At 66.8% G+C, this 17,496-nt stretch carries 20 protein-coding genes and 1 tRNA gene; 10 read left to right on the top strand and 11 right to left on the bottom strand.

The window, feature by feature from the left end; genetic code table 11:
- Positions 1-13: 13 nt before the first annotated feature.
- From JL101_RS06220 to JL101_RS06200, 5 genes are all read right to left on the bottom strand, one after another.
- Positions 14-556, bottom strand: coding sequence for a chemotaxis protein CheW (locus tag JL101_RS06220; RefSeq protein WP_203098893.1), 543 nt, complete (start codon positions 554-556; stop codon positions 14-16).
- Positions 557-566: 10 nt separating this feature from the next.
- A complete protein-coding gene (locus JL101_RS06215) occupies positions 567-2,702 on the bottom strand; it encodes a chemotaxis protein CheA (protein WP_203098894.1) in 2,136 nt (711 codons plus the stop codon).
- 7 nt (positions 2,703-2,709) lie between these two features.
- A complete protein-coding gene (locus JL101_RS06210) occupies positions 2,710-3,075 on the bottom strand; it encodes a response regulator (protein WP_201072913.1) in 366 nt (121 codons plus the stop codon).
- Positions 3,072-3,395 (bottom strand): STAS domain-containing protein, encoded by a 324-nt coding sequence (locus tag JL101_RS06205; protein WP_228435307.1) that lies wholly within the window; start codon positions 3,393-3,395, stop codon positions 3,072-3,074. The genes JL101_RS06210 and JL101_RS06205 overlap by 4 nt, the downstream gene beginning before the upstream one ends.
- 240 nt (positions 3,396-3,635) lie before the next feature.
- Positions 3,636-4,145 (bottom strand): mismatch-specific DNA-glycosylase, encoded by a 510-nt coding sequence (locus tag JL101_RS06200; RefSeq protein WP_203098895.1) that lies wholly within the window; start codon positions 4,143-4,145, stop codon positions 3,636-3,638.
- Positions 4,146-4,278: 133 nt separating this feature from the next.
- On the opposite strand from JL101_RS06200, the gene JL101_RS06195 reads away from it, so the two are divergent.
- From JL101_RS06195 to JL101_RS06180, 4 genes are all read left to right on the top strand, one after another.
- Positions 4,279-4,902, top strand: a complete 624-nt coding sequence (locus JL101_RS06195) for a response regulator transcription factor (protein ID WP_203098896.1) — start codon at positions 4,279-4,281, stop codon at positions 4,900-4,902.
- Positions 4,899-7,043: a hybrid sensor histidine kinase/response regulator gene (locus JL101_RS06190; protein WP_203098897.1), complete on the top strand. Its 2,145-nt coding sequence runs from the start codon at positions 4,899-4,901 to the stop codon at positions 7,041-7,043. Before JL101_RS06195 ends, JL101_RS06190 begins: the two co-directional genes overlap by 4 nt.
- A gap of 107 nt (positions 7,044-7,150) precedes the next feature.
- Positions 7,151-7,921, top strand: a complete 771-nt coding sequence (locus JL101_RS06185) for a competence/damage-inducible protein A (protein ID WP_203098898.1) — start codon at positions 7,151-7,153, stop codon at positions 7,919-7,921.
- 109 nt (positions 7,922-8,030) lie between these two features.
- Positions 8,031-8,252 carry a hypothetical protein gene (locus JL101_RS06180; RefSeq protein ID WP_228435470.1) on the top strand — a complete coding sequence of 74 codons (222 nt, stop codon included), beginning with the start codon at positions 8,031-8,033 and terminating at the stop codon, positions 8,250-8,252.
- 14 nt (positions 8,253-8,266) lie between these two features.
- Here the strand turns inward: JL101_RS06180 and JL101_RS06175 are convergent, their stop codons facing one another.
- Entirely contained in the window at positions 8,267-8,437 is a 171-nt protein-coding gene (locus tag JL101_RS06175; RefSeq protein ID WP_203098900.1) for a hypothetical protein, read from the bottom strand.
- Positions 8,438-8,525: 88 nt separating this feature from the next.
- On the opposite strand from JL101_RS06175, the gene JL101_RS06170 reads away from it, so the two are divergent.
- Positions 8,526-8,611: transfer RNA gene (locus JL101_RS06170), tRNA-Leu, on the top strand.
- A 77-nt stretch (positions 8,612-8,688) separates the two neighbouring features.
- Here JL101_RS06170 and JL101_RS06165 read toward each other — a convergent pair.
- Together JL101_RS06165 and JL101_RS06160 are read right to left on the bottom strand one after the other, a co-directional pair.
- Positions 8,689-9,048: a hypothetical protein gene (locus JL101_RS06165; protein ID WP_203098901.1), complete on the bottom strand. Its 360-nt coding sequence runs from the start codon at positions 9,046-9,048 to the stop codon at positions 8,689-8,691.
- A 30-nt stretch (positions 9,049-9,078) separates the two neighbouring features.
- Positions 9,079-10,503, bottom strand: coding sequence for a GMC oxidoreductase (locus JL101_RS06160; protein ID WP_203098902.1), 1,425 nt, complete (start codon positions 10,501-10,503; stop codon positions 9,079-9,081).
- Positions 10,504-11,646: 1,143 nt separating this feature from the next.
- Here JL101_RS06160 and JL101_RS06155 point away from each other — a divergent pair.
- Positions 11,647-12,657: a glycosyltransferase family 2 protein gene (locus tag JL101_RS06155; protein WP_203098903.1), complete on the top strand. Its 1,011-nt coding sequence runs from the start codon at positions 11,647-11,649 to the stop codon at positions 12,655-12,657.
- 154 nt (positions 12,658-12,811) lie between these two features.
- Here the strand turns inward: JL101_RS06155 and JL101_RS06150 are convergent, their stop codons facing one another.
- The gene (locus tag JL101_RS06150; protein ID WP_203098904.1) at positions 12,812-13,009 is read right to left on the bottom strand and encodes a hypothetical protein; all 198 of its coding nucleotides are present in this window, start codon (positions 13,007-13,009) and stop codon (positions 12,812-12,814) included.
- Positions 13,010-13,411: 402 nt separating this feature from the next.
- Entirely contained in the window at positions 13,412-13,705 is a 294-nt protein-coding gene (locus JL101_RS06145) for a hypothetical protein (RefSeq protein ID WP_203098905.1), read from the bottom strand.
- Between the two features lie 375 nt (positions 13,706-14,080).
- Between JL101_RS06145 and JL101_RS06140 the strand changes: the two genes are divergently transcribed.
- Positions 14,081-14,356: an HU family DNA-binding protein gene (locus JL101_RS06140; RefSeq protein WP_201072935.1), complete on the top strand. Its 276-nt coding sequence runs from the start codon at positions 14,081-14,083 to the stop codon at positions 14,354-14,356.
- Between the two features lie 440 nt (positions 14,357-14,796).
- Here the strand turns inward: JL101_RS06140 and JL101_RS06135 are convergent, their stop codons facing one another.
- On the bottom strand, positions 14,797-15,009 hold the full coding sequence (locus JL101_RS06135; protein WP_203098906.1) for a hypothetical protein: 213 nt from the start codon (positions 15,007-15,009) through the stop codon (positions 14,797-14,799).
- 39 nt (positions 15,010-15,048) lie between these two features.
- Here JL101_RS06135 and JL101_RS06130 point away from each other — a divergent pair, with 39 nt between their 5' ends.
- From JL101_RS06130 to JL101_RS06120, 3 genes are all read left to right on the top strand, one after another.
- Complete coding sequence (locus JL101_RS06130; RefSeq protein WP_203098907.1) at positions 15,049-15,486, top strand: YsnF/AvaK domain-containing protein; 438 nt, start codon at positions 15,049-15,051, stop codon at positions 15,484-15,486.
- Positions 15,483-16,499: a YsnF/AvaK domain-containing protein gene (locus tag JL101_RS06125; protein WP_203098908.1), complete on the top strand. Its 1,017-nt coding sequence runs from the start codon at positions 15,483-15,485 to the stop codon at positions 16,497-16,499. Before JL101_RS06130 ends, JL101_RS06125 begins: the two co-directional genes overlap by 4 nt.
- A gap of 177 nt (positions 16,500-16,676) precedes the next feature.
- Entirely contained in the window at positions 16,677-17,480 is an 804-nt protein-coding gene (locus JL101_RS06120) for a YihY/virulence factor BrkB family protein (protein WP_407697401.1), read from the top strand.
- Positions 17,481-17,496 lie beyond the last annotated feature (16 nt).

The following is a 17,496-nucleotide window of genomic DNA, read 5'->3' as shown; positions in this document are numbered from 1 at the left end:
CTTGCGGCTCTGCTCAGGCCTGCGCCTGATGCGGGATCTGGATAGGATGGGAAGCGAGCACCTCGACGGCGTCCCCGGCGAACAGGCGGGTCACGTCCAGCAGGGTCACCATGCGGTTCTCCGCCGTGACCAGCCCGCTCAGGTACTGTTGGTCGATCAGCCCGCTGTCGATGTCCGGCGGCGGCTTCACCGCGTCGTGGGCGACGGTCAGGATGTCGGAAATCGCGTCCACCAGGATGCCCCGGGTGCGTTCGCCGACCTGCAGGACCACCACCACGTGGCGCTTGGTCACCTCGGTCTGGCTACCGCCGAAGCGGGCGCGCAGGTCGAAAATCGGAATGATGATGCCGCGCAGGTTGACCACGCCGCGCACGTAGTCTGGCATGTTGGGAAGCTTGGTCTCCGGCGTCCAGCCGCGGATCTCGCGCACGGACAGGATGTTGACGCCGTACTCCTCCGTCCCGACGGTGAAGGTGACGTATTGTTCCTCGGCCGAAGCCGGTCCGGCCTGACCTCGCGGAACGGCCGGCAGGGCGGCCGAGGGGACTGTTGCCATCTGTCTTATCCTAGGCGGCGGGCAGTGCGGCGGCGGGGATCGCGCGTGCAGGGGTGTTGCGGCTCATGCTCTGCAGGCCGGCGACGTCGAGGATCAGGGCGACGCGACCATCGCCCAGGATGGTCGCGGCGGAGACGCCGTCGAGACGCTGGAAGTTGCTCTCCAGGCTCTTGATGACGACCTGCTGCTGGCCGAGCACCTCGTCCACCACGAGACCGAGGCGCCCGCCCTCCTCCGTCTCGACCAGGACGACCAGGCCCCGCGTCGGATCGCCGATCGCGCCGTCGATCCGGAACAGGCGGTCGACATAGACCAGACGCACGTACTCGCCGCGCGCCATGATGACGTCGCACTGGTTGGCGACGCTCTGCAGGTCGGCCCTGCGGGGCCGCAGGCTTTCGATGATGTTGGTCAGCGGCAGCACGAAACGCTGCTCGCCGACCGAGATGACCATGCCGTCCAGCACGGCCAGGGTGAGGGGGAGCGACAGCACGAAGCGCGTGCCCACGCCCGGCGTCGAATGGACGCCGATCCGCCCGCCCAGGCTGGCGATGTTGCGCCGGACGACGTCCATGCCCACGCCGCGCCCAGAGATCGCCGAGACGGCGTCGGCGGTGGAGAAGCCGGGCAGGAAGATGAGGTTGTCGATCTCCTCCTCCGACAGGGCGGCGCCGGCGGGGACGAGCCCCTGCTCGACCGCCTTCTGGAGCACCCGCTGCCGGTTGATGCCCCGCCCGTCGTCGGCCACCTCGATCACGATCCGGCCGGACCGGTGCTGCGCGGAGAGATGGACCGTCCCGCTGCGCGGCTTGCCGATCGTCTCCCGCTCCTCCGGCGTTTCCAGGCCGTGGTCGATCGAGTTGCGGATCATATGGGTCAGCGGGTCGACCAAATTCTCGACCACGGTCTTGTCCACCTCCGTGGTCTCCCCCGAGGTGGCGAGCATGACTTCCTTGCCGGTCTGGGCGGCGACCTCGCGGACCAGCCGGGGCATGCGGGAGAACACGGACCGGACCTGCTGCGCCCGGATCGCCATCACGCTCTCCTGGAGCTCGCGGGTGTGGCGGCTCAACTCCTCCAGCCCTTCGACCAGCTGCTGGAGCGTTCCAGGCGGCACGTCGCGGAGCTGTTCGCTGATCATCGCCTGGGTAATGACCATCTCGCCGACCAGGTTGACCAGCCTGTCCACCTTGTCCAGGTCGACCCGGATGGTGTGGCCGCCCAGTCCGCCGCCGCCGGCCGAGGTGCCGGAACCCGGTCCCGCGCCGCCGCCTTCCGGCCGGGCCGGGGCTGCCTGCGCGCCGTCGACCGCGCCGGCCTCGTAGACGGTCAGCTGGCCGGGCGGGACATAGGGCAGGTTCTCCGCGAACACGCCGAACGCCTCCTCCTCCCCGCCGTCGGCGGAGCCGGTGGTCTCGACGATGTCCACCTGGCAGTCGTCCACGACGAACTCGAAGACGTCGCGGATCGCCGCCTCGTCGGTGGTGCCGGTCAGGGCGATCTGCCAGAACAGGTGAAGGCTTTCGCCATCCAGCTCGAAGAGCGGCGGGACCCGCCCCATGTCGCAGACCACCTCGGCCTGGCCGAGCCGCTTCAGGGCCCGGAGCAGGAAGGCCGGCTCGTTGCCGCTGAGCAGGAGGTCGCTCTTGGGCATGAAATAGATGACGAAGCTGCGCGCCGCCGCCGGCGCCGTCCGCGCCGCGGCCGGGTGAGGCGCCGGAGCCGGCGCGCCGGGACCGGAAGCGTCCTTCTGGAGGAAGCGCTTGAGGTCCGAGGCGGACGCGTCGGCCAGGCCGGCCGGAACCGCCAGCCCGTCGCGCGCGCAGGTCAGCAGCCGGGCCATGACGTCGTTGGCCTGGATCAGGACATCCACCAGCTCGGTCGTGACGCCGATCTGCTGCGACCGCAGGCGGTCCATGACCGCCTCGAACTCGTGGGTGAAGGCCACCAGCTGGGAAAAGCCGAAGGTGCCGCCGCCGCCCTTGATCGAGTGGACGGCACGGAACACGGCGTTGATCTCATCCAGGTCGATGTTCTGCGGCGACAGGCGCAGCAGCCCCGCTTCGGCGACGGCGAGGAGTTCGGCGCATTCGTCGAAATAGGTCGCCTTGAAGCGGTCGAGGTCGTCGAGGTAGGCGCCCGTCATGGCCGACTCAGCCCATGACCTTTTGCACGACCTGTATCAGCTTCTCGGGATTGAACGGCTTGACGATCCATCCCGTCGCCCCGGCGGCCCGCCCCTCCTGCTTCTTGGCGTCGTCCGACTCCGTCGTCAGCATCAGGATCGGGACGGTGCGGTGGCCGCCGCTGGCCCTGACCTTCCGGATCAGGCTGATGCCGTCCATGTTGGGCATGTTCAGGTCGGCCAGGATCAGGTCGACCTTGTGGCTGGCCAGGACCACCAGCGCCTGCTGTCCGTCGATGGCCTCGACGACGTCGAACCCGGCACCGCGCAAGGTGAACGAGACCATCTCGCGCATGGTCCGCGAGTCGTCGACGGTCAGCACCTTCTTCTTCATTTCAGGCTCCACTCGTTAAGCCAGCCGGCCAGGCCGAGGTCCGTGCACACGTCCGTCAGGACATCCGACGGCGCGGCGATGGCGAAGCGCTGGCCGGTTCCCTCGGCGTGCCGGGTCGCCGCCACCAGCGCCTGCACGGCGGCCGTGCTTGCCCGTTCCACCGTCGCGGCGATCACGACGATGTCCGAATACTCGCTGAAGGCGGCCCGCAGGCTCTCCACCAGGGAGGCGGCCACCGGCAGGTCGAGATCGTCCGGAAGGCTCAAGGTGGCCTTGCCTGCCTCGTTCTCCGAATGAATCAGGGGCAACAAATCGGCCACGTCCCATCTACCCCCACGGTCCGGTCGGACCGACGGCTCCGCCGACCCCGGCGACCCCGGCGCACCGTCCCGCCTGCCGACCAGCCAATGCTTTTTTCTCTAAATAAATAAAACTTCCGGGTGTGAAGGATTGTCCCGTTGCCTGTCTGTTACCAGAACCGCAGGCACAGGTCTATCGCCAATTACGACCAAAGGGGTAATACGCAGGGCATAGCGACGCCCCGTCGCGGCCGCTCGCGGTCAGGGCCGGCGGGCGGCGCGGCGCCGGGCCACGAACTCGCCCAGTTCCTGCCAGGGCGCCGTGTCCCAGTGGCTGCGCGCGCGGCCCGACGGCGACGGCACGATGAAGATCGCGGCGCCGAACAGGGTCTCCTCCTGGAGACCGTACTGGACCGCCGCGCGCCGGAAGAAGGTCTTGCCAGCATTCTTGCTGTCGAAGGCGACCGCGGCCGGCCGGTAGCGGTCGATCTTCGCGACGAAGCCTGAGACGTCGAAGCAGTGCTTCGTCAACTCCTGGTCGCTGCCCCATTCCGTCTTGCACAGGTCGGTCAATCCCAGCCCGTACCGGGTCACTTCGGGGTATTCATGGGGCTTCAGCAGGCGGGGCGTGAGGCCGACGAGGTGCAGCGTCGGCCAGAAGCGGTTTCCCGGCTTGGCGTAATAGGCGGCCGCCTCCTTGGAGGCGCGGCTGGGCGCCGTCCCGCACAGCACGAGGTCGAGGTCGGGGGCAAGGACGTCCGGGAGGATCATGGCAACCGCTTCCGCCCTTCCGCCGGGCCGCGGACCACCTCAAACTTTCGTATAGGTTTCCGGGGGCTCAAGTAAGGTTTGACTAACTTTTTATGATATAGCTGAAGCAACTCGTACCTCGGGATTGCTTAGCATGCGTATTCTGCTCGCCGACGACCACAACATGGTTCGGGATGCGCTGAAAAGCTATATCGAACGCTTGGAGCCCGCTGCCGAGATCGTATCGGCCGACAGCTTCACCACGGCCTACAAGGCGGTCGACGAAGCCGGCGACTTCGCACTGGTCATCCTCGACCTGAGGATGCCCGGCATGGACGGCCTGGACGGGCTGCGCAGGATGCGCGAACGGCTTCCCGGCGTTCCCGTGGTGATCATGTCCGGCGGCGCCAGCCACGAGGACGTACGAACCGCCATAGACCTGGGCGCGCAGGGCTTCCTGCCGAAGACGCTCACCGGCCCGGCGCTGGTCTCGGCGATCCGCCTGATCATGGCGGGGGAGAAGTTCGTTCCCTTCGGCGCGGTGGACGTCCCGGCCTATGAGGCCGCCGAGGCGGACGGCCACGCCCTGCTGACCCAGCGAGAGCGGGAGGTCTTGCAGTACCTCGAGAAGGGTTGGTCCAACAAGGAGATCGCCCGCGCCCTGGAGCTTCAGGAAGTCACCATCAAGCTGCATATCCGGGGCATCTGCCGCAAGCTGGGTGCCAAGAACCGGACCCAGGCCGCGTTGCGGGCGCAGGAGGCGCGCCGCCTCCAGTGACGACCGAGCGCGTGGATCATCCCCACGGGGGGCCGGGACAGTTCAGGGCGCTGCGGCCATCGCTGGCCATGGGCACCGCCCTCGTCTCGGCGACCGCGGGCCTGACGCTGGCCGGGATCGCCGGCTGGCCGACGGGGGAAGGATTGGCGATCGGCCTGGGGATCGGGGCCGCGGCGGCACTCCCCCTCTGGCGCAGGGCGCGGAATGCCGAGCGCCGCGGCGAAGCCGCCCGGCAGGCGGAGGCATCCGCCATGGCCTCCCTGGCGCGGCTGCGGGAAGCGATCGACTCGGTGCCGGGAGGCTTCATGCTGCTGGATACCGCCGGCGAGGTGGTGTTCGGCAATGCGGAACATCTTCGTGTGCGCGGCGAGCTTGCGCCGGCACCCTCCCCCGCGACCGCCCCCGGCGATGCGCCGTGGGAGGAGACGCTGGGCGACGGCCGGGTGCTCCTGATCGATCGCCGCCGCACGGCGGGGGGAGACACCGTCAGCGTCTTTACCGACATCACGGCCCAGAAGCAGGCCGAGCACCTGCTGCGGCACCGGCTGACGGCGCTGGAGGCGTCGGCCGACGGCGTCGCGATCCTCGACCAGGCGGGCACCTTCACCTACCTGAACGACAGCCACGCCCGCATGCACGGCTTCGACGACACCCGCGACCTGCTGGGTCGGAGCTGGCTGTCGCTCTACGCCGCCGCCGAGCGGGTCCACCTGCAGTCCGACGCGCTGCCCCGCCTGATCGAGGAGGGACGCTGGCGCGGGGAAGTGACCGGCCGCCGCCGCGACGGCAGCACCTTCGCCCAGGACCTGACGCTGACCGGGCTCGACGACGGCGGCATGGTCTACATCGTGCGCGACATCAGCGAACGCCGGCGGGCCGAGGACGAGCGCGCCCGCCTGACCGAGCAGTTCCACCAGGCCCAGAAGCTGGAGGCGATCGGCCGGCTGGCCGGCGGCATCGCCCACGACTTCAACAATATCCTGGCCGCCATGATGGGCTACGCCTCGTTCCTGGTCGAGGATCTCGCCCCCGACGCGCCGGAGCATGAATTCGCCGTCCAGCTGATGGTCGCGGGAGAGCGCGCCAAGCGGCTGGTCCAGCAGATCCTGGCCTTCAGCCGGTCCGAGGGCGTGGAGCGCGAGACCGTCAACATGATCGCGGTGCTGGACGAGACGGTCGCCCTGCTGCGCGCGACCCTGCCCAAGTCGATCAACCTGACCTGCCGTGTCGACGCGGTTTCGGCGCTGGTCCACGCCAACCCGACCCAGATGAGCCAGGTCCTGATGAACCTGTGCGTCAACGCGGCCGACGCGATCGGCACCGGGCCGGGGGAACTGGCGCTGGAGATCGACATGCCGACCCTGGACGGCGGCTGCGCGGAGGGGCTGCGCGAGGAGCTGGACCTGCGGGGCGACCTGATACCGGCCCGGATGGGTCCCGGCGAGCGTCCCGGCTCGACCTGCATGTGGATCGGCGTGCTGCCGATCAACCGGGACCATCCGGTCCGCTACGTGCGGCTGACCGTGTCCGACAGCGGGTCCGGGATGCCGGTCGAGGTGATGGGGCGCATGCTGGAGCCGTTCTTCACCACCAAGGGGATCGGCAAGGGTACCGGGCTCGGGCTGGCCGCCGTGCATGGCATCGTCAGCGCCCATCGCGGCGCGATGATGGTCGAGAGCAAGCCCGGCGAGGGAACCCGGTTCCAGGTCTACCTTCCGACCCTGGAGGGCGCCGTGGTCGAGCAGGCCCACTGGGCGGCCAGCGCGCCGCGCGGCAGCGAGCGCATCCTGATCGTCGACGACGAGGACATGGTGTCCAGCGTGATCGCCCAGGGCCTGGAGCGGCTGGGCTATGAGGTCGGCTGCTGCATCAGCGCGGAGGAGGCGCTGTCCGTGATCCGAGAGGAACCGGGCGCCTGGGACCTGGTGATTTCCGACCAGATGATGCCGGGCATGTCGGGCCAGGATCTGGCGGCGCGGCTGGCGCAGGATTTCCCCCGGCTGCCGGTGATCCTGTGCAGCGGCTATGGCGACCCGGTCTCCGAGCTGGGCCTCGACCCGGAGATCGGGCAGATCCTGATCAAGCCGGTCGAAGCCGGGCTGCTGGCGCAAACGGTGCGCCGCATGCTGGACCAGCGCTGACCGGAAGCTTGCCATCGGCGAGCATATCCCCGACTTTTCCGTCCGTGGCCTGTTGCACCGGGATCGATCTTCGAGCCGGCACGGCGAACCAGGGAAGAAGCGCGACCATGACCCAGAACACCCGGGAGGCGGACGTCACCGCCGCCCTGCTCATCATCGGCAACGAGATCCTGTCGGGGCGGACCAAGGACGCCAACCTGCCCTTCCTGGCGGAGAAGCTGAACGGAGTCGGCATCCGCCTGCGCGAGGCCCGGGTCGTCCCCGACCTGGAGGACGAGATCATCGACGCGGTCAACGCGCTGCGCGCCCGCTATACCTATGTCTTCACCACGGGCGGCATCGGCCCGACCCACGACGACATCACGGCGGAATGCATCGCGAAGGCGTTCGGCGTGGCGCTCGAACGGAACGCGGAGGCGGTCGCGCGGCTGCAGGCCCACTACAAGACCGACCAGATCAACGAGGCGCGCCTGCGCATGGCCAACATCCCGGCCGGGGGAATCCTGATCGACAACCCGGTGAGCAAGGCCCCCGGCTTCCAGATCGGCAACGTGTTCGTGCTGGCCGGCGTGCCGATGATCATGCAGGGCATGGTCGAGAACCTGCTTCCCCGGTTGCGCGGCGGCGCCCGCATGCTGGCCCGGACGGTGAGCTGCGGCCTGCCGGAGGGCACGCTGGCCGAAGGGCTCGAAGCGGTGCAGAAGCGCTTCCCCGAGATCGAGATCGGCAGCTACCCCTATCTCCGGAACAAGGAGTACGGCGTCAGCCTTGTTCTGCACGGCACCGACGAGGCCATGTTGGAGCAAGCGACCGACGCTGTCGCATCCCTGGTCCGGGACCTGGGCGGCGAGCCGTCGGTGACGGTCGGGTATTCCTGACGGAGTATCCCTGAAGGCTGGTTCCGGCGAATAACGTCAGCGACAGTTTGCCGCAGGGCTTCGGCATCCCACCTACCTCTGCATGAGGTCGTTCGAAAAACCCCTGGTGATGTTCCTCCTGAAGCACCTGACGAGCGGTGCCGCGGGCGGCGGCGTGCTGGGAACCGGCCTGCTGCTGCTGGACATCGCCAGCCTGCGCACCCTGATGGGACAGAGCGATGGCGGCGTCCTCGCGATCCTGCTGCTGTTCTTCGGGCTGATGGCGACCTTCGGGACCGTCGCCATGGCCATCGGCGTCATGACGATGAACGGCATGTTCGACCACGACTGACGGGATGTTTGGGGTCAGAACGGCCCGAAGGTCTGGTACACGAACATCAGTCCGACCAGGATCGCGAGCCAGACCGCCACCTTGGGCAGCCACTGGCCACCACAGTTCATGCGGAAGGCCGCCGGCCCCACGAGAAGGGCGACCAGCAGCAGGGATATCAGGCCGAGCCAGTTGATGGTTTCCATGCCCCGCTAGATGGCTTCACGGCCGGCTTCGGCAAGATGCTTGCGGGGCGTTCATGCGCGGATTAGGGTGTCTCGCTTCTCCCCCCGTGCCCGCTTGGCGGAATTGGTAGACGCAAGGGACTTAAAATCCCTCGACCTTCGGTCGTGCCGGTTCGATCCCGGCAGCGGGCACCACCTTGACGATCAGCCACGGATGTGCTCGGACCGGCGCGGACAAGGCTCGACCCCCTCGGGACGGATCACCGCATCGCTCAAACCGCCGCCAGGGCATACAGGCGGGCTTCCGTCCGGGACAGCACCCAGCCGTCGAGCTTGATCGTCCTGCCGGCGGCGAAGTCGGCCCGCTGGCGTTCGGCGACGTGGCGCAACAGGTCGCCTTCCACCGTGCCGCCCTCGCCCATGATCAGCGCGACCAGCTTCGCAGGGTCCGCCTCATCTCCCGCCTTTTCCAGGTATGCCCGGCCGATTCGGCGCGCCGCCGCCGGGGAGCGCAGCAGGGTGAGCAGGCGCCGCGCTTCCGGCGGGACGGCCGTCGCGGCCCGGGCCGGCCCCGGCGAGCCGCACAGCAGGCCCGCCGCGGCGGCGGCGGCGAGAAGTTCGCGTCGGTTCATACTCGGTCTCCGCTCAGGAAGTCCCCCGGCTCAACTGAGCCGGCTCCGCAGGTGTCCCGCGAGGCGCACGGCCAGGGCCACGATGTTCACGGTCACCATGGTGGCCCCGGACGTCGGCATCACCGATCCGCCGGCCACGTAGAGGTTGTCGATGCCATGGACCCGGCAGTCGCCGTCGACCACGCCGCGGCGGGGATCGGTGCTCATCCGGGTCGTCCCCATGAAATGGGCCGATGAGTCGACGCCGCGGGGCCATGGATCGGTTTCGGAGTCGAACTCCACCTGGAGCCGCCCGACTCCGAGCCCGCCGAACTGCTCCGCCAGCAGTTTCTGGGTCCGGATGACCGTACGCTTGTCCAGGTCGTTCAGGCGCCAGTCGAGCACCAGCTTCCGTTGCCCGAGGGCATCGAGGTCGTCCCCCAATCCGACACGGCTGTCGCGGTCCGGCGCCTGCTCGCAGAAGAAGCGGGTCTGCAGGATCTTGTAACTGCGATCGCCGACGCTCCGCGCATAGAGGGCCTTCACCACCTCGTCCAGGTCGCCGACCACGATGCCGAGATCGCGCACCAGGTTGGATGGCATGCGCCCATGAACGATCTGCTTGGCGATCCGCCGCATGGCGACGAAGCCGGGAGTCTTTTCGCCCTCGTAGCTTTCCTCGAAGAACACGACGCTGTTCAGGATGCCCTCGCGCTCCTGCGCGGCGCGGCTGGGCTGGAGCGCGTCGATGAAGGGACTTATCTCGTTCAGGAAACGCTGCTCCCACCCGAGGGTCGCGTAATAGCTGGCGGTCCCCTCCGGCAGCGACAGCATCGCCCGCCCGGTGCGGAGAGTGGTGTGCGCCATGAAGTAACGGCCGACCACATCGTGATCGTTGCCCAGCCCCCGGGGGCGCACGCGGTTCGACAGCAGCAGCAGCCGGGCGTTCTCGATGCCCGACGCCAGGATGAAGACGCCGGCGCGGAAACGGCAGGTCTGCCCGTCGATGCCCTTGGTCCTCAGGGCGGTGACCCGGTTGGCCTCCTCGTTGGTTTCGATCTCGACCACATTGGCGTGGAGATAGACATCGCACCGGTTGCCGGGCTGGGCGAGCGCGTTCCGGTAAACCTCGCCGAAGCGGGTCGGCGGGCTCTTCAGCATGATCTTCTCGCCGATCGGATCGCCCGCCAGGGAGATCCGCCGTTCCCGGAACGACGCGGACTGCGCCGCCCAGTAATCGGCCGAGAAATTGGCCGACGGAAGTTCGCAATACTCGTACGCCTTGGGGTAGCTGGCATCCAGCTCCGATTTGGGGAACGGCCAGCCGCTGTCCGGCACCCAGGCGCGCTCCTCGAAATCCTGCTCGTCGAGAGGCGCGCAGTTGCCGCCCCAGTGACCGGTGGTTCCGCCGAAGTAACGCAGCCGGCTCCACAGAAGGTCGACCCGATGTTCGCCGACACAGTCGGCATCGTTCAAGGCCTGGATTTCGTCCTCGAAATCCAGGCCGCCGCTTTCAAGAAGACAGACACGAAAGTCATGCCCCAGCAGTTCCATCGCCAAGGTAATGCCGGCGGCGCCGGCGCCCACAATACAGACATCGGTTTCAACCGATGTTTCGTCGGGCAAACTGCGAAGATCTGTAATCATGAGATTACTTGCCAAGCTCACCGAATCTCAGGTTCCGCAAGAGATGAATTATATAGCGCTTCGATAATGTGAAATGTCCATACACCCTTTTGGATAAGTCTTTGAGAGTTCTCCCTAACGAAATCGCCACGAGCGGGTTTTGACAATGAATGTGAATAATGCAGAAGCATTTTTGAACTTTCTCCAAGTGAAACACCTGCCCCACTTCATCCACACGAAGCGGATCCGGCACCGCGGGACACCGGCACCAGTAGCGATTCAGATCAAGGAGGTGGATGCGGCGGCGGCTCGGTGGAGGTGTGCCGATTGCGGCCCACTTCGATATTAGCTTAAACTTTACGGAAAGGGCTCGCTGACTTTGTTGCAACGTCTCGGCAATCAAGTTGCCGGTCAAGGAAGCGATCCGGAGTGCGAGACCTGCGGTCGCCCGAGCCCCCACCTTCCGCAGCAAACTGCACGACGACGCCCTTATTCCATCTCATCAAAGTACAAGCCTGGATCAAGCAAGCTTAGTTTATCCAAATCTACAGTAACAAGCCGCGGAGATCTTTGGATAGCGTACCGTTGGGAACGCCTCCGGCGATTTTCTTACCATCGCATGAGGCATTTCAACTTCTTCCGGCTATATCCCGATCTTTCGAGTACTCGATCGGCCTAAAACAGCTTAGCATTTGACCCAAACCGGCGGCTCATCGATAGTAAATCATGGCCCAAGGGGGTTCTGTAATGGATCAGGCTGGTCCAGATCAGACAAGAGTCCCCGAATGCCCGTGTATTCATCGAATAGACTCCCAAAGAGTTCTGCCAGTGATTTCCCGGAGGTTTCGAATGGTATGGCGAGGCCGAGCCTTACCCTGCCTGCTGACCGAATTTTAAAGGTTGCTTGACGCTCCCGCCCTGTAACCCGTCATTCGCGGGACGATCGATTTCACCGCCACCCGTCGTCCGTCACGGCAAACTCATGTGAGCCCCATGATCAGCATCGTCATGCCATCCTACAATTCGGCGGCCTTCATCCGTGAAGCCATCGACAGCGTCACCGCCCAGACATTTGCCCATTTCGAGCTTCTGGTCTGTGACGACGGATCCACGGACGACACCATCAGGATCGTCGAGGAACTGGCGCGGAAGGACGGACGGATCAGGCTGATCCTCAACAAGCATGGCGGCGTCAGCCGGAACTGCAATGTCGGTCTGCGGGAGGCCCGGTTTCCCTGGATCGCGCGGCTGGATGCCGACGACATCGCCGTGCCGGACCGGCTCGAAACCCAGATCAGGGCGGCCGAACGCCATCCGGACGTGGTCTGCTGGGGCGGCGGCGCGCAACTCATCAGCCGTCATGGCCGCCGCCTGCGCGGAACCCAGCTCGGGCCGGTGAACGCCCGGGAATTCGAAGAAGTTCGCAGGGCCGGAAGGGTGATCTATATCCTGGGCCCGACCGTCATGTTCAGGCGCGACTTGGCCCTTGACCTGGGCGGCTACGACCCGCGGTTCGACGGGGCCGAGGACATCGAGTTGTTGAGCCGGCTGGCCGAACGCGGCCAGGTGCGGACCCTGCCCAAGGTCCTGACCCTCTACCGGATCCACGGCCAGAGCGTGACGGCCCACCGGTCCGCCAAACAGCGTGTCCTGTTCTCCTTCATCGAGGCGAGGAACAAGGCGCGCCTGGCCGGCGGCGACCTGGAACTGGACGATCATCTCGCGGCGCGGTCGGCACGGCCGGCCATCGTGCGGCTTCGCGAGGCGGTGGCCGGAGTGGGCAGCCAATACTACCGCAACACCAGCATCCATTTCGCGGAACGGCGGCTGTTGAAGGCCTTGGGCACCGCATCGGTGGCATTGGCGCTTCAACCCCTAACCACGTCGCAGCGATTCGGCGGACGGGTCGCGCGAGGCATCACCCGCCGCATCGCCGAGGCCGCCGGTGTCGGCGGGAGCGCTATGGAGTTGTCGCCGGAAGCCGGCGACCGGCCGGTCCGCTGAGGAGCGGACCGGCCCTCCCGGGGGTTTCCCGGAACGGGGACCAGGTCAGAACGCCTGGACCATCAGCATGAAGGCGAGACACAGCAGGGCGATGCCGGCCGAATAGAGCGACAGGTTCCTGACCAGTTCACCGATGTCGGACATATGCTGCTCCTCAACTCGGAATGGGTCGCCGGCGCTGAAGCACGTCCCGGGCCGCCTGTTCCGCGTGGGCGGGGCTGCGGAAGGACTTGCGGTCGAGGGTCCCGAAGGCCCAGTCGGCGGCGAAGAAGATGAAGCGGTTGGCGTCGGCGACGACGACGCCGGCCTGGTTTCCTTGTACTTCGATGGCGTATGCACGCGCAGGGATCATGGCACGGCTCCGATGCCTGTGCGGGGGTCGGCACTCCTGTGCCGCCTCCGGTCTGATGCGGGATAGGGACGAACGTGGTCGCGGTCAGCGACAACAGATCGGCATCTTCCCGAAGCCGCGCGCGGATGGTCTGGGGGGATGGGCTGTGGACATGATCGGTCTCCTCGAACTCGAGCCACGATCCTGTTCGTGGCGCTTTAGCGTTTGGTGACGCGGCGCAAGCTGAATCCATCAAATGCCCGCGGACCCCGAAGGGTCACCGTCATATTTGCGCCCAAATCCCACCAAGTCAATAGGGTATCGGGGGCTAAAATGTGGATCTTTTATTTCAACATGAATACTGAGTTGAATATCCGCGCACGGAATACCGGCCGGCACCCATGCTGCCGGGATCGCGGCGCCTCAACGGCCGCCGCTCCTCCCGCCGTCTTGCGAGAGCTTGCCGACAGCTCCATCGACCAGCGCGCTCAGGCGGTCGATCTCGCGCTGCAGTTCGGCGATCCGGGCGCGGACCGCCGCGATGTCGGTCTCGCCGGCCGGCGCGTCGGACGGCGGCATCGGCGTTTCGGGCGGCGAACTGCCCGCCGTCCCCGGCTGCCATGCCGAGATGCCGCTGTCCCGTGCTTCCGGCACGGCGGGGGGCACCGCCTCCGTCCTCGGCGGTGCCCCGCTGCCTTTCGAGCCTTCGTCGGCCATGGTCGATCCCCTTTGCGCTGGCGCTGTTCAGCCGTGTTTCGGCCGCCGCACGCGAGCGCGCGGCGGCAAAGGATACAACAGATCCTGCCCGCGGAGGTGCCGTCCGGCGATTCCATCCGGCGCCGCCGCGCCGCCGCCGAACTGAAAATTGCCGCTTGATTTCCGACGCGGCGCGTGCAGCCACGGCGGGTTTTGCACGATTTCCACCCCGAAAGGGGGGTTCCGGTGATGCAGCGTTGTGACAACTCCGCCCCAAGAGGCAGGTGCTGCGGGAAAGCGCTGGACAGACGCCATTCTTCATTACCTCTTAGTGTTCGTGGCTTATAGACGCCCGACGTTTGCAAGATCCGAAACCAGTGACTATCGAGGAGCACCATGAATCGAGCCGAACTCGTGGCCGCCGTGGCCGACCAGACGGGGCAGACGAAAGCGGATGCCGGCAAGGCGGTCGACGCCGCGTTCACTGTCATCGCCCAGGCTTTGGCGTCCGGCGACGAGGTCAAGGTTCCGAATTTCGGCAGCTTCAGCGTGGCTGAACGGGCCGCTCGCGAAGGGCGCAATCCCCAGAGCGGCGAGAAGATCACCATCGCTGCGTCGAAGCAGGCGAAGTTTTCGGCGGCCAAGGGCCTGAAGGACGCCCTGAACGGCTGACCCAACGGAAAGGCCGGCGGATTAACCATTCACGTTCCAGGACTGGTATCCCGGAACGCCGGCGTCGGAACGGTGCCGAACCCGGCATCCGTCCTTGATTTTTCCGCCGCCCGGTACCGGACCGCCCGTCCAGGGCGGCTCTGGACATACGGAACGGCGGACCAGAAAGCCGCAGTGCAACGCCCCGGAAGCAGCCGCTTCCGGGGCGTTCGCTTTTCCGGAGGAAGGCTTCGCATCGTCCCCGCCCCCACGGGCGGACGCCGATCCTTGCACCCCCTTATCTTTTGGAACAAACACGGCGCAAATTAGTCCCCGCGATCAATGCCGGCCATCGCTGTTGGAGGGTGCACATCAGGATCGACAATCATGAGAGGTTCGCATCCAATGACGAACACGGACGATACATCGGCACGCGGCGCAAATCCCGACAAGATAGGCGTCTATTCGACCGGAAGCGACACCGCCTCGAGCACGGGATCGCCGGGCACCGGATCCGTCGGCACCGGAACGGCAAGCACCAGCTCCATGGGAACCGCTTCGACGGCGCCCGGATCGACCGCCACGGCGGGCGACGCGAACCGCAGGGCCAGTGCCGCCACGGCGGCGTCGCCCGCCAAGTGGATCATTCCCGCCGTCGTGGTGGTCCTGATCATCCTCGCCCTGCTCTACCTGTTCTGATAGGTCCCGAAGACATGTCGGATCGACCGGACGACCAGACACGGCCGCAGACCATTCCGGTTGTCGAGGAAGAGTTGAGGGTCGGCACGCGCGAGGTCGAAACCGGCCGCGTCCGGGTACGGACCGTAACGCGCGAGCACGAACAGGCAATAGACCAGGCGTTGACGTCCGTCGACGTCGACGTGGAGAGGGTCGCGATCGACCGGGAAATCCACGAGACGCCGGAAGTCTATGACGACGGCGAAACGCTGGTGATACCGGTCGTCGAGGAACGTCTCGTCGTCGAGAAGCGGCTTTTCCTGCGCGAGGAGATCCACATCCGTCGCCGCAGGACCGAAAGCCGCCATCAGGAAAACATAACGCTCCGGTCCCAGGACGTCATCGTCGAGCGTGAGACCGCCGACGGCGACCCGGCCGGATCATCCACAGCAGAAGGAAACGCGAAACAATGACCAAGACCGTAGTCGCCCTTTATGACAGCGCCACCGAAGCCGAAAGCGTCACCCGCGATCTTTCCGCCGCCGGCTTCACCGGAACCGAGGTCATCGACAGTTCCTCGCTCGGCTCCGGCAGCGCCGGGTGGTCCGACGCCGGTACCGCCGATCCGGCGCTCGGCTCGGGATCGGTGGCCGCCGGCGTTCCCGGCATCACCAGCGCCGCCGGGATGACCGGCGCGACCGGATCGGCGGCGGCATCCGGCGCCACGTCGGGCGGCATCCTGAGTCGGCTTCGCAGCGCCGGCGTTCCCGAGGACGACTCGCACGTCTATGCCGAGGGTGTTCGCCGCGGCGGTTCGCTGGTGATCGCACGCCTGGCCGACGACAATGTCGAGCGCGGCCTGGAGATCATGAGCAACCATGGTGCGGTGGACATCGACGAGCGCGGCTCGAGCTGGCGCTCCGAGGGCTGGAGCCGCTATGACGAGAATGCCGGCCCCTACACCGGCACCGGCCTGACCGAGGCCGCGTCGTCCATGCGGACCACCAACACCACCTCCGACACGACCACCGGCCTGGGCGACCGGACGGCGGCGGGCACCGGCGAGGAGACGGTCATCCCGATCGCCGAGGAGCAGATCGCCGTCGGCAAACGGCAGGTCCAGGGCGGCGGCGTGCGGGTCCGCAGCTACGTGGTGGAGACTCCGGTCGAGGAGAGCGTCCGGTTGCGCGAGGAATCCGTCCATGTGGAGCGCCGTGCGGTCGACCGCCCGGTGGATGCCGGGACCGACGCCTTCCGGGAGCGGACCGTCAACCTGACCGAAACCTCCGAAGAGGCCGTCGTTTCGAAGACCGCGCGCGTCACCGAGGAGGTCGTGGTCGGCAAGGACGTGACCGAGCGGACCGAGCATGTCTCGGACACGGTCCGCCGGACCGAGGTGGACGTCGACCGGGCCGCCGATACCGACCGCACGATGACGGACCGGACCGCGACCGACCGCGCGGTCGATCGCGACCGCGACATCTAGGGGCGGGTTACGGGAGCCTTCGGGCTTCCGGCCACGTCCGGAACCACCGATCCCCGACGGCGCCCGCGGCGCCGCCGGGGATTTCCCATGAAAGGGTTGGGTCACGTGCCGTTCGGAAAAGCCTGGCATGTTCTGGTAACCGCGTTCAACGGGTGGCTTGAGGATCGGGCGGCCAGCATGGGTGCTGCGATCGCGTTCTACACCCTGTTCTCGATGGCCCCGATGCTGCTGCTGATCATCGCGATCACCGGACTGGCGTTCGGGCCCGAGGCGGCGCAGGGAGCCCTGATGGGACAGCTCCAGGGCATGATGGGACGCGAGGGTGCCGCGGCGCTCCAAGCCATGATCGCCAGCGCCGGGAAGCCGGTCTCCGGGACGATCGCGACCGCCGTCGCCGTCGTCACGCTGATCGTCGGCGCCACCACCGTCTTCGCCGAGCTCCAGTCCTCGTTGAACGTCATCTGGAAGGCCCAGCCGCCGACGGGGTCGAGCGTCGTGTGGCTGGTCAAGGTGCGCCTGCTGAGCCTCTCGCTGATCGGCGCCATCGGTTTCCTGCTGCTGGTCTCGCTGGTGGTGAGCGCGGCGCTGGCGGCGTTGAGCGACTATCTTGCCGGCATCATGCCGGGCCTCGACCTCCTGATGCAGGTGGCCAACCTGGTCATCTCGCTGGCCGTGGTCACGACCCTGTTCGCGATGATCTACAAGATGCTGCCGGATGCCCGGATTCCCTGGCGCGACGTCTGGTTCGGCGCCTTCATCACGGCGGTGATGTTCTCGATCGGCAAGCTGCTGATCAGCCTGTACCTGGGAAGCAGCAACATAGCGTCGGCCTATGGTGCTGCCGGCGCCCTTGTGATCGTCCTGATGTGGGTCTACTACTCCGCCCAGATCTTCCTGTTCGGGGCGGAGATAACCTGGGCCTTCTCCCTGACGCACGGCAGCCGGGCACGCCGCCGCGCGCAGCCCGCCCCTCAGGGCTGAGCGGGCGGGCAGGCTT

Origin of the sequence: Skermanella rosea, assembly GCF_016806835.2 — a bacterium.
Lineage (GTDB): Bacteria > Pseudomonadota > Alphaproteobacteria > Azospirillales > Azospirillaceae > Skermanella > Skermanella rosea.
The sequence above is the reverse complement of the archived record's forward strand: the minus strand, read 5'-3'. Positions and strand labels throughout refer to the sequence as shown.

Coding starts and splice junctions, on each gene's coding strand:
- JL101_RS06220 (WP_203098893.1), bottom strand. CDS start 556: ATGGCAACAGTCCCCTCGGCCGCCCTGCCGGCCGTTCCGCGAGGTCAG.
- JL101_RS06215 (WP_203098894.1), bottom strand. CDS start 2,702: ATGACGGGCGCCTACCTCGACGACCTCGACCGCTTCAAGGCGACCTAT.
- JL101_RS06210 (WP_201072913.1), bottom strand. CDS start 3,075: ATGAAGAAGAAGGTGCTGACCGTCGACGACTCGCGGACCATGCGCGAG.
- JL101_RS06200 (WP_203098895.1), bottom strand. CDS start 4,145: ATGATCCTCCCGGACGTCCTTGCCCCCGACCTCGACCTCGTGCTGTGC.
- JL101_RS06195 (WP_203098896.1), top strand. CDS start 4,279: ATGCGTATTCTGCTCGCCGACGACCACAACATGGTTCGGGATGCGCTG.
- JL101_RS06185 (WP_203098898.1), top strand. CDS start 7,151: ATGACCCAGAACACCCGGGAGGCGGACGTCACCGCCGCCCTGCTCATC.
- JL101_RS06180 (WP_228435470.1), top strand. CDS start 8,031: ATGTTCCTCCTGAAGCACCTGACGAGCGGTGCCGCGGGCGGCGGCGTG.
- JL101_RS06175 (WP_203098900.1), bottom strand. CDS start 8,437: ATGGAAACCATCAACTGGCTCGGCCTGATATCCCTGCTGCTGGTCGCC.
- JL101_RS06165 (WP_203098901.1), bottom strand. CDS start 9,048: ATGAACCGACGCGAACTTCTCGCCGCCGCCGCCGCGGCGGGCCTGCTG.
- JL101_RS06155 (WP_203098903.1), top strand. CDS start 11,647: ATGATCAGCATCGTCATGCCATCCTACAATTCGGCGGCCTTCATCCGT.
- JL101_RS06150 (WP_203098904.1), bottom strand. CDS start 13,009: ATGATCCCTGCGCGTGCATACGCCATCGAAGTACAAGGAAACCAGGCC.
- JL101_RS06145 (WP_203098905.1), bottom strand. CDS start 13,705: ATGGCCGACGAAGGCTCGAAAGGCAGCGGGGCACCGCCGAGGACGGAG.
- JL101_RS06140 (WP_201072935.1), top strand. CDS start 14,081: ATGAATCGAGCCGAACTCGTGGCCGCCGTGGCCGACCAGACGGGGCAG.
- JL101_RS06135 (WP_203098906.1), bottom strand. CDS start 15,009: ATGATCAGGACCACCACGACGGCGGGAATGATCCACTTGGCGGGCGAC.
- JL101_RS06130 (WP_203098907.1), top strand. CDS start 15,049: ATGTCGGATCGACCGGACGACCAGACACGGCCGCAGACCATTCCGGTT.
- JL101_RS06125 (WP_203098908.1), top strand. CDS start 15,483: ATGACCAAGACCGTAGTCGCCCTTTATGACAGCGCCACCGAAGCCGAA.
- JL101_RS06120 (WP_407697401.1), top strand. CDS start 16,677: ATGGGTGCTGCGATCGCGTTCTACACCCTGTTCTCGATGGCCCCGATG.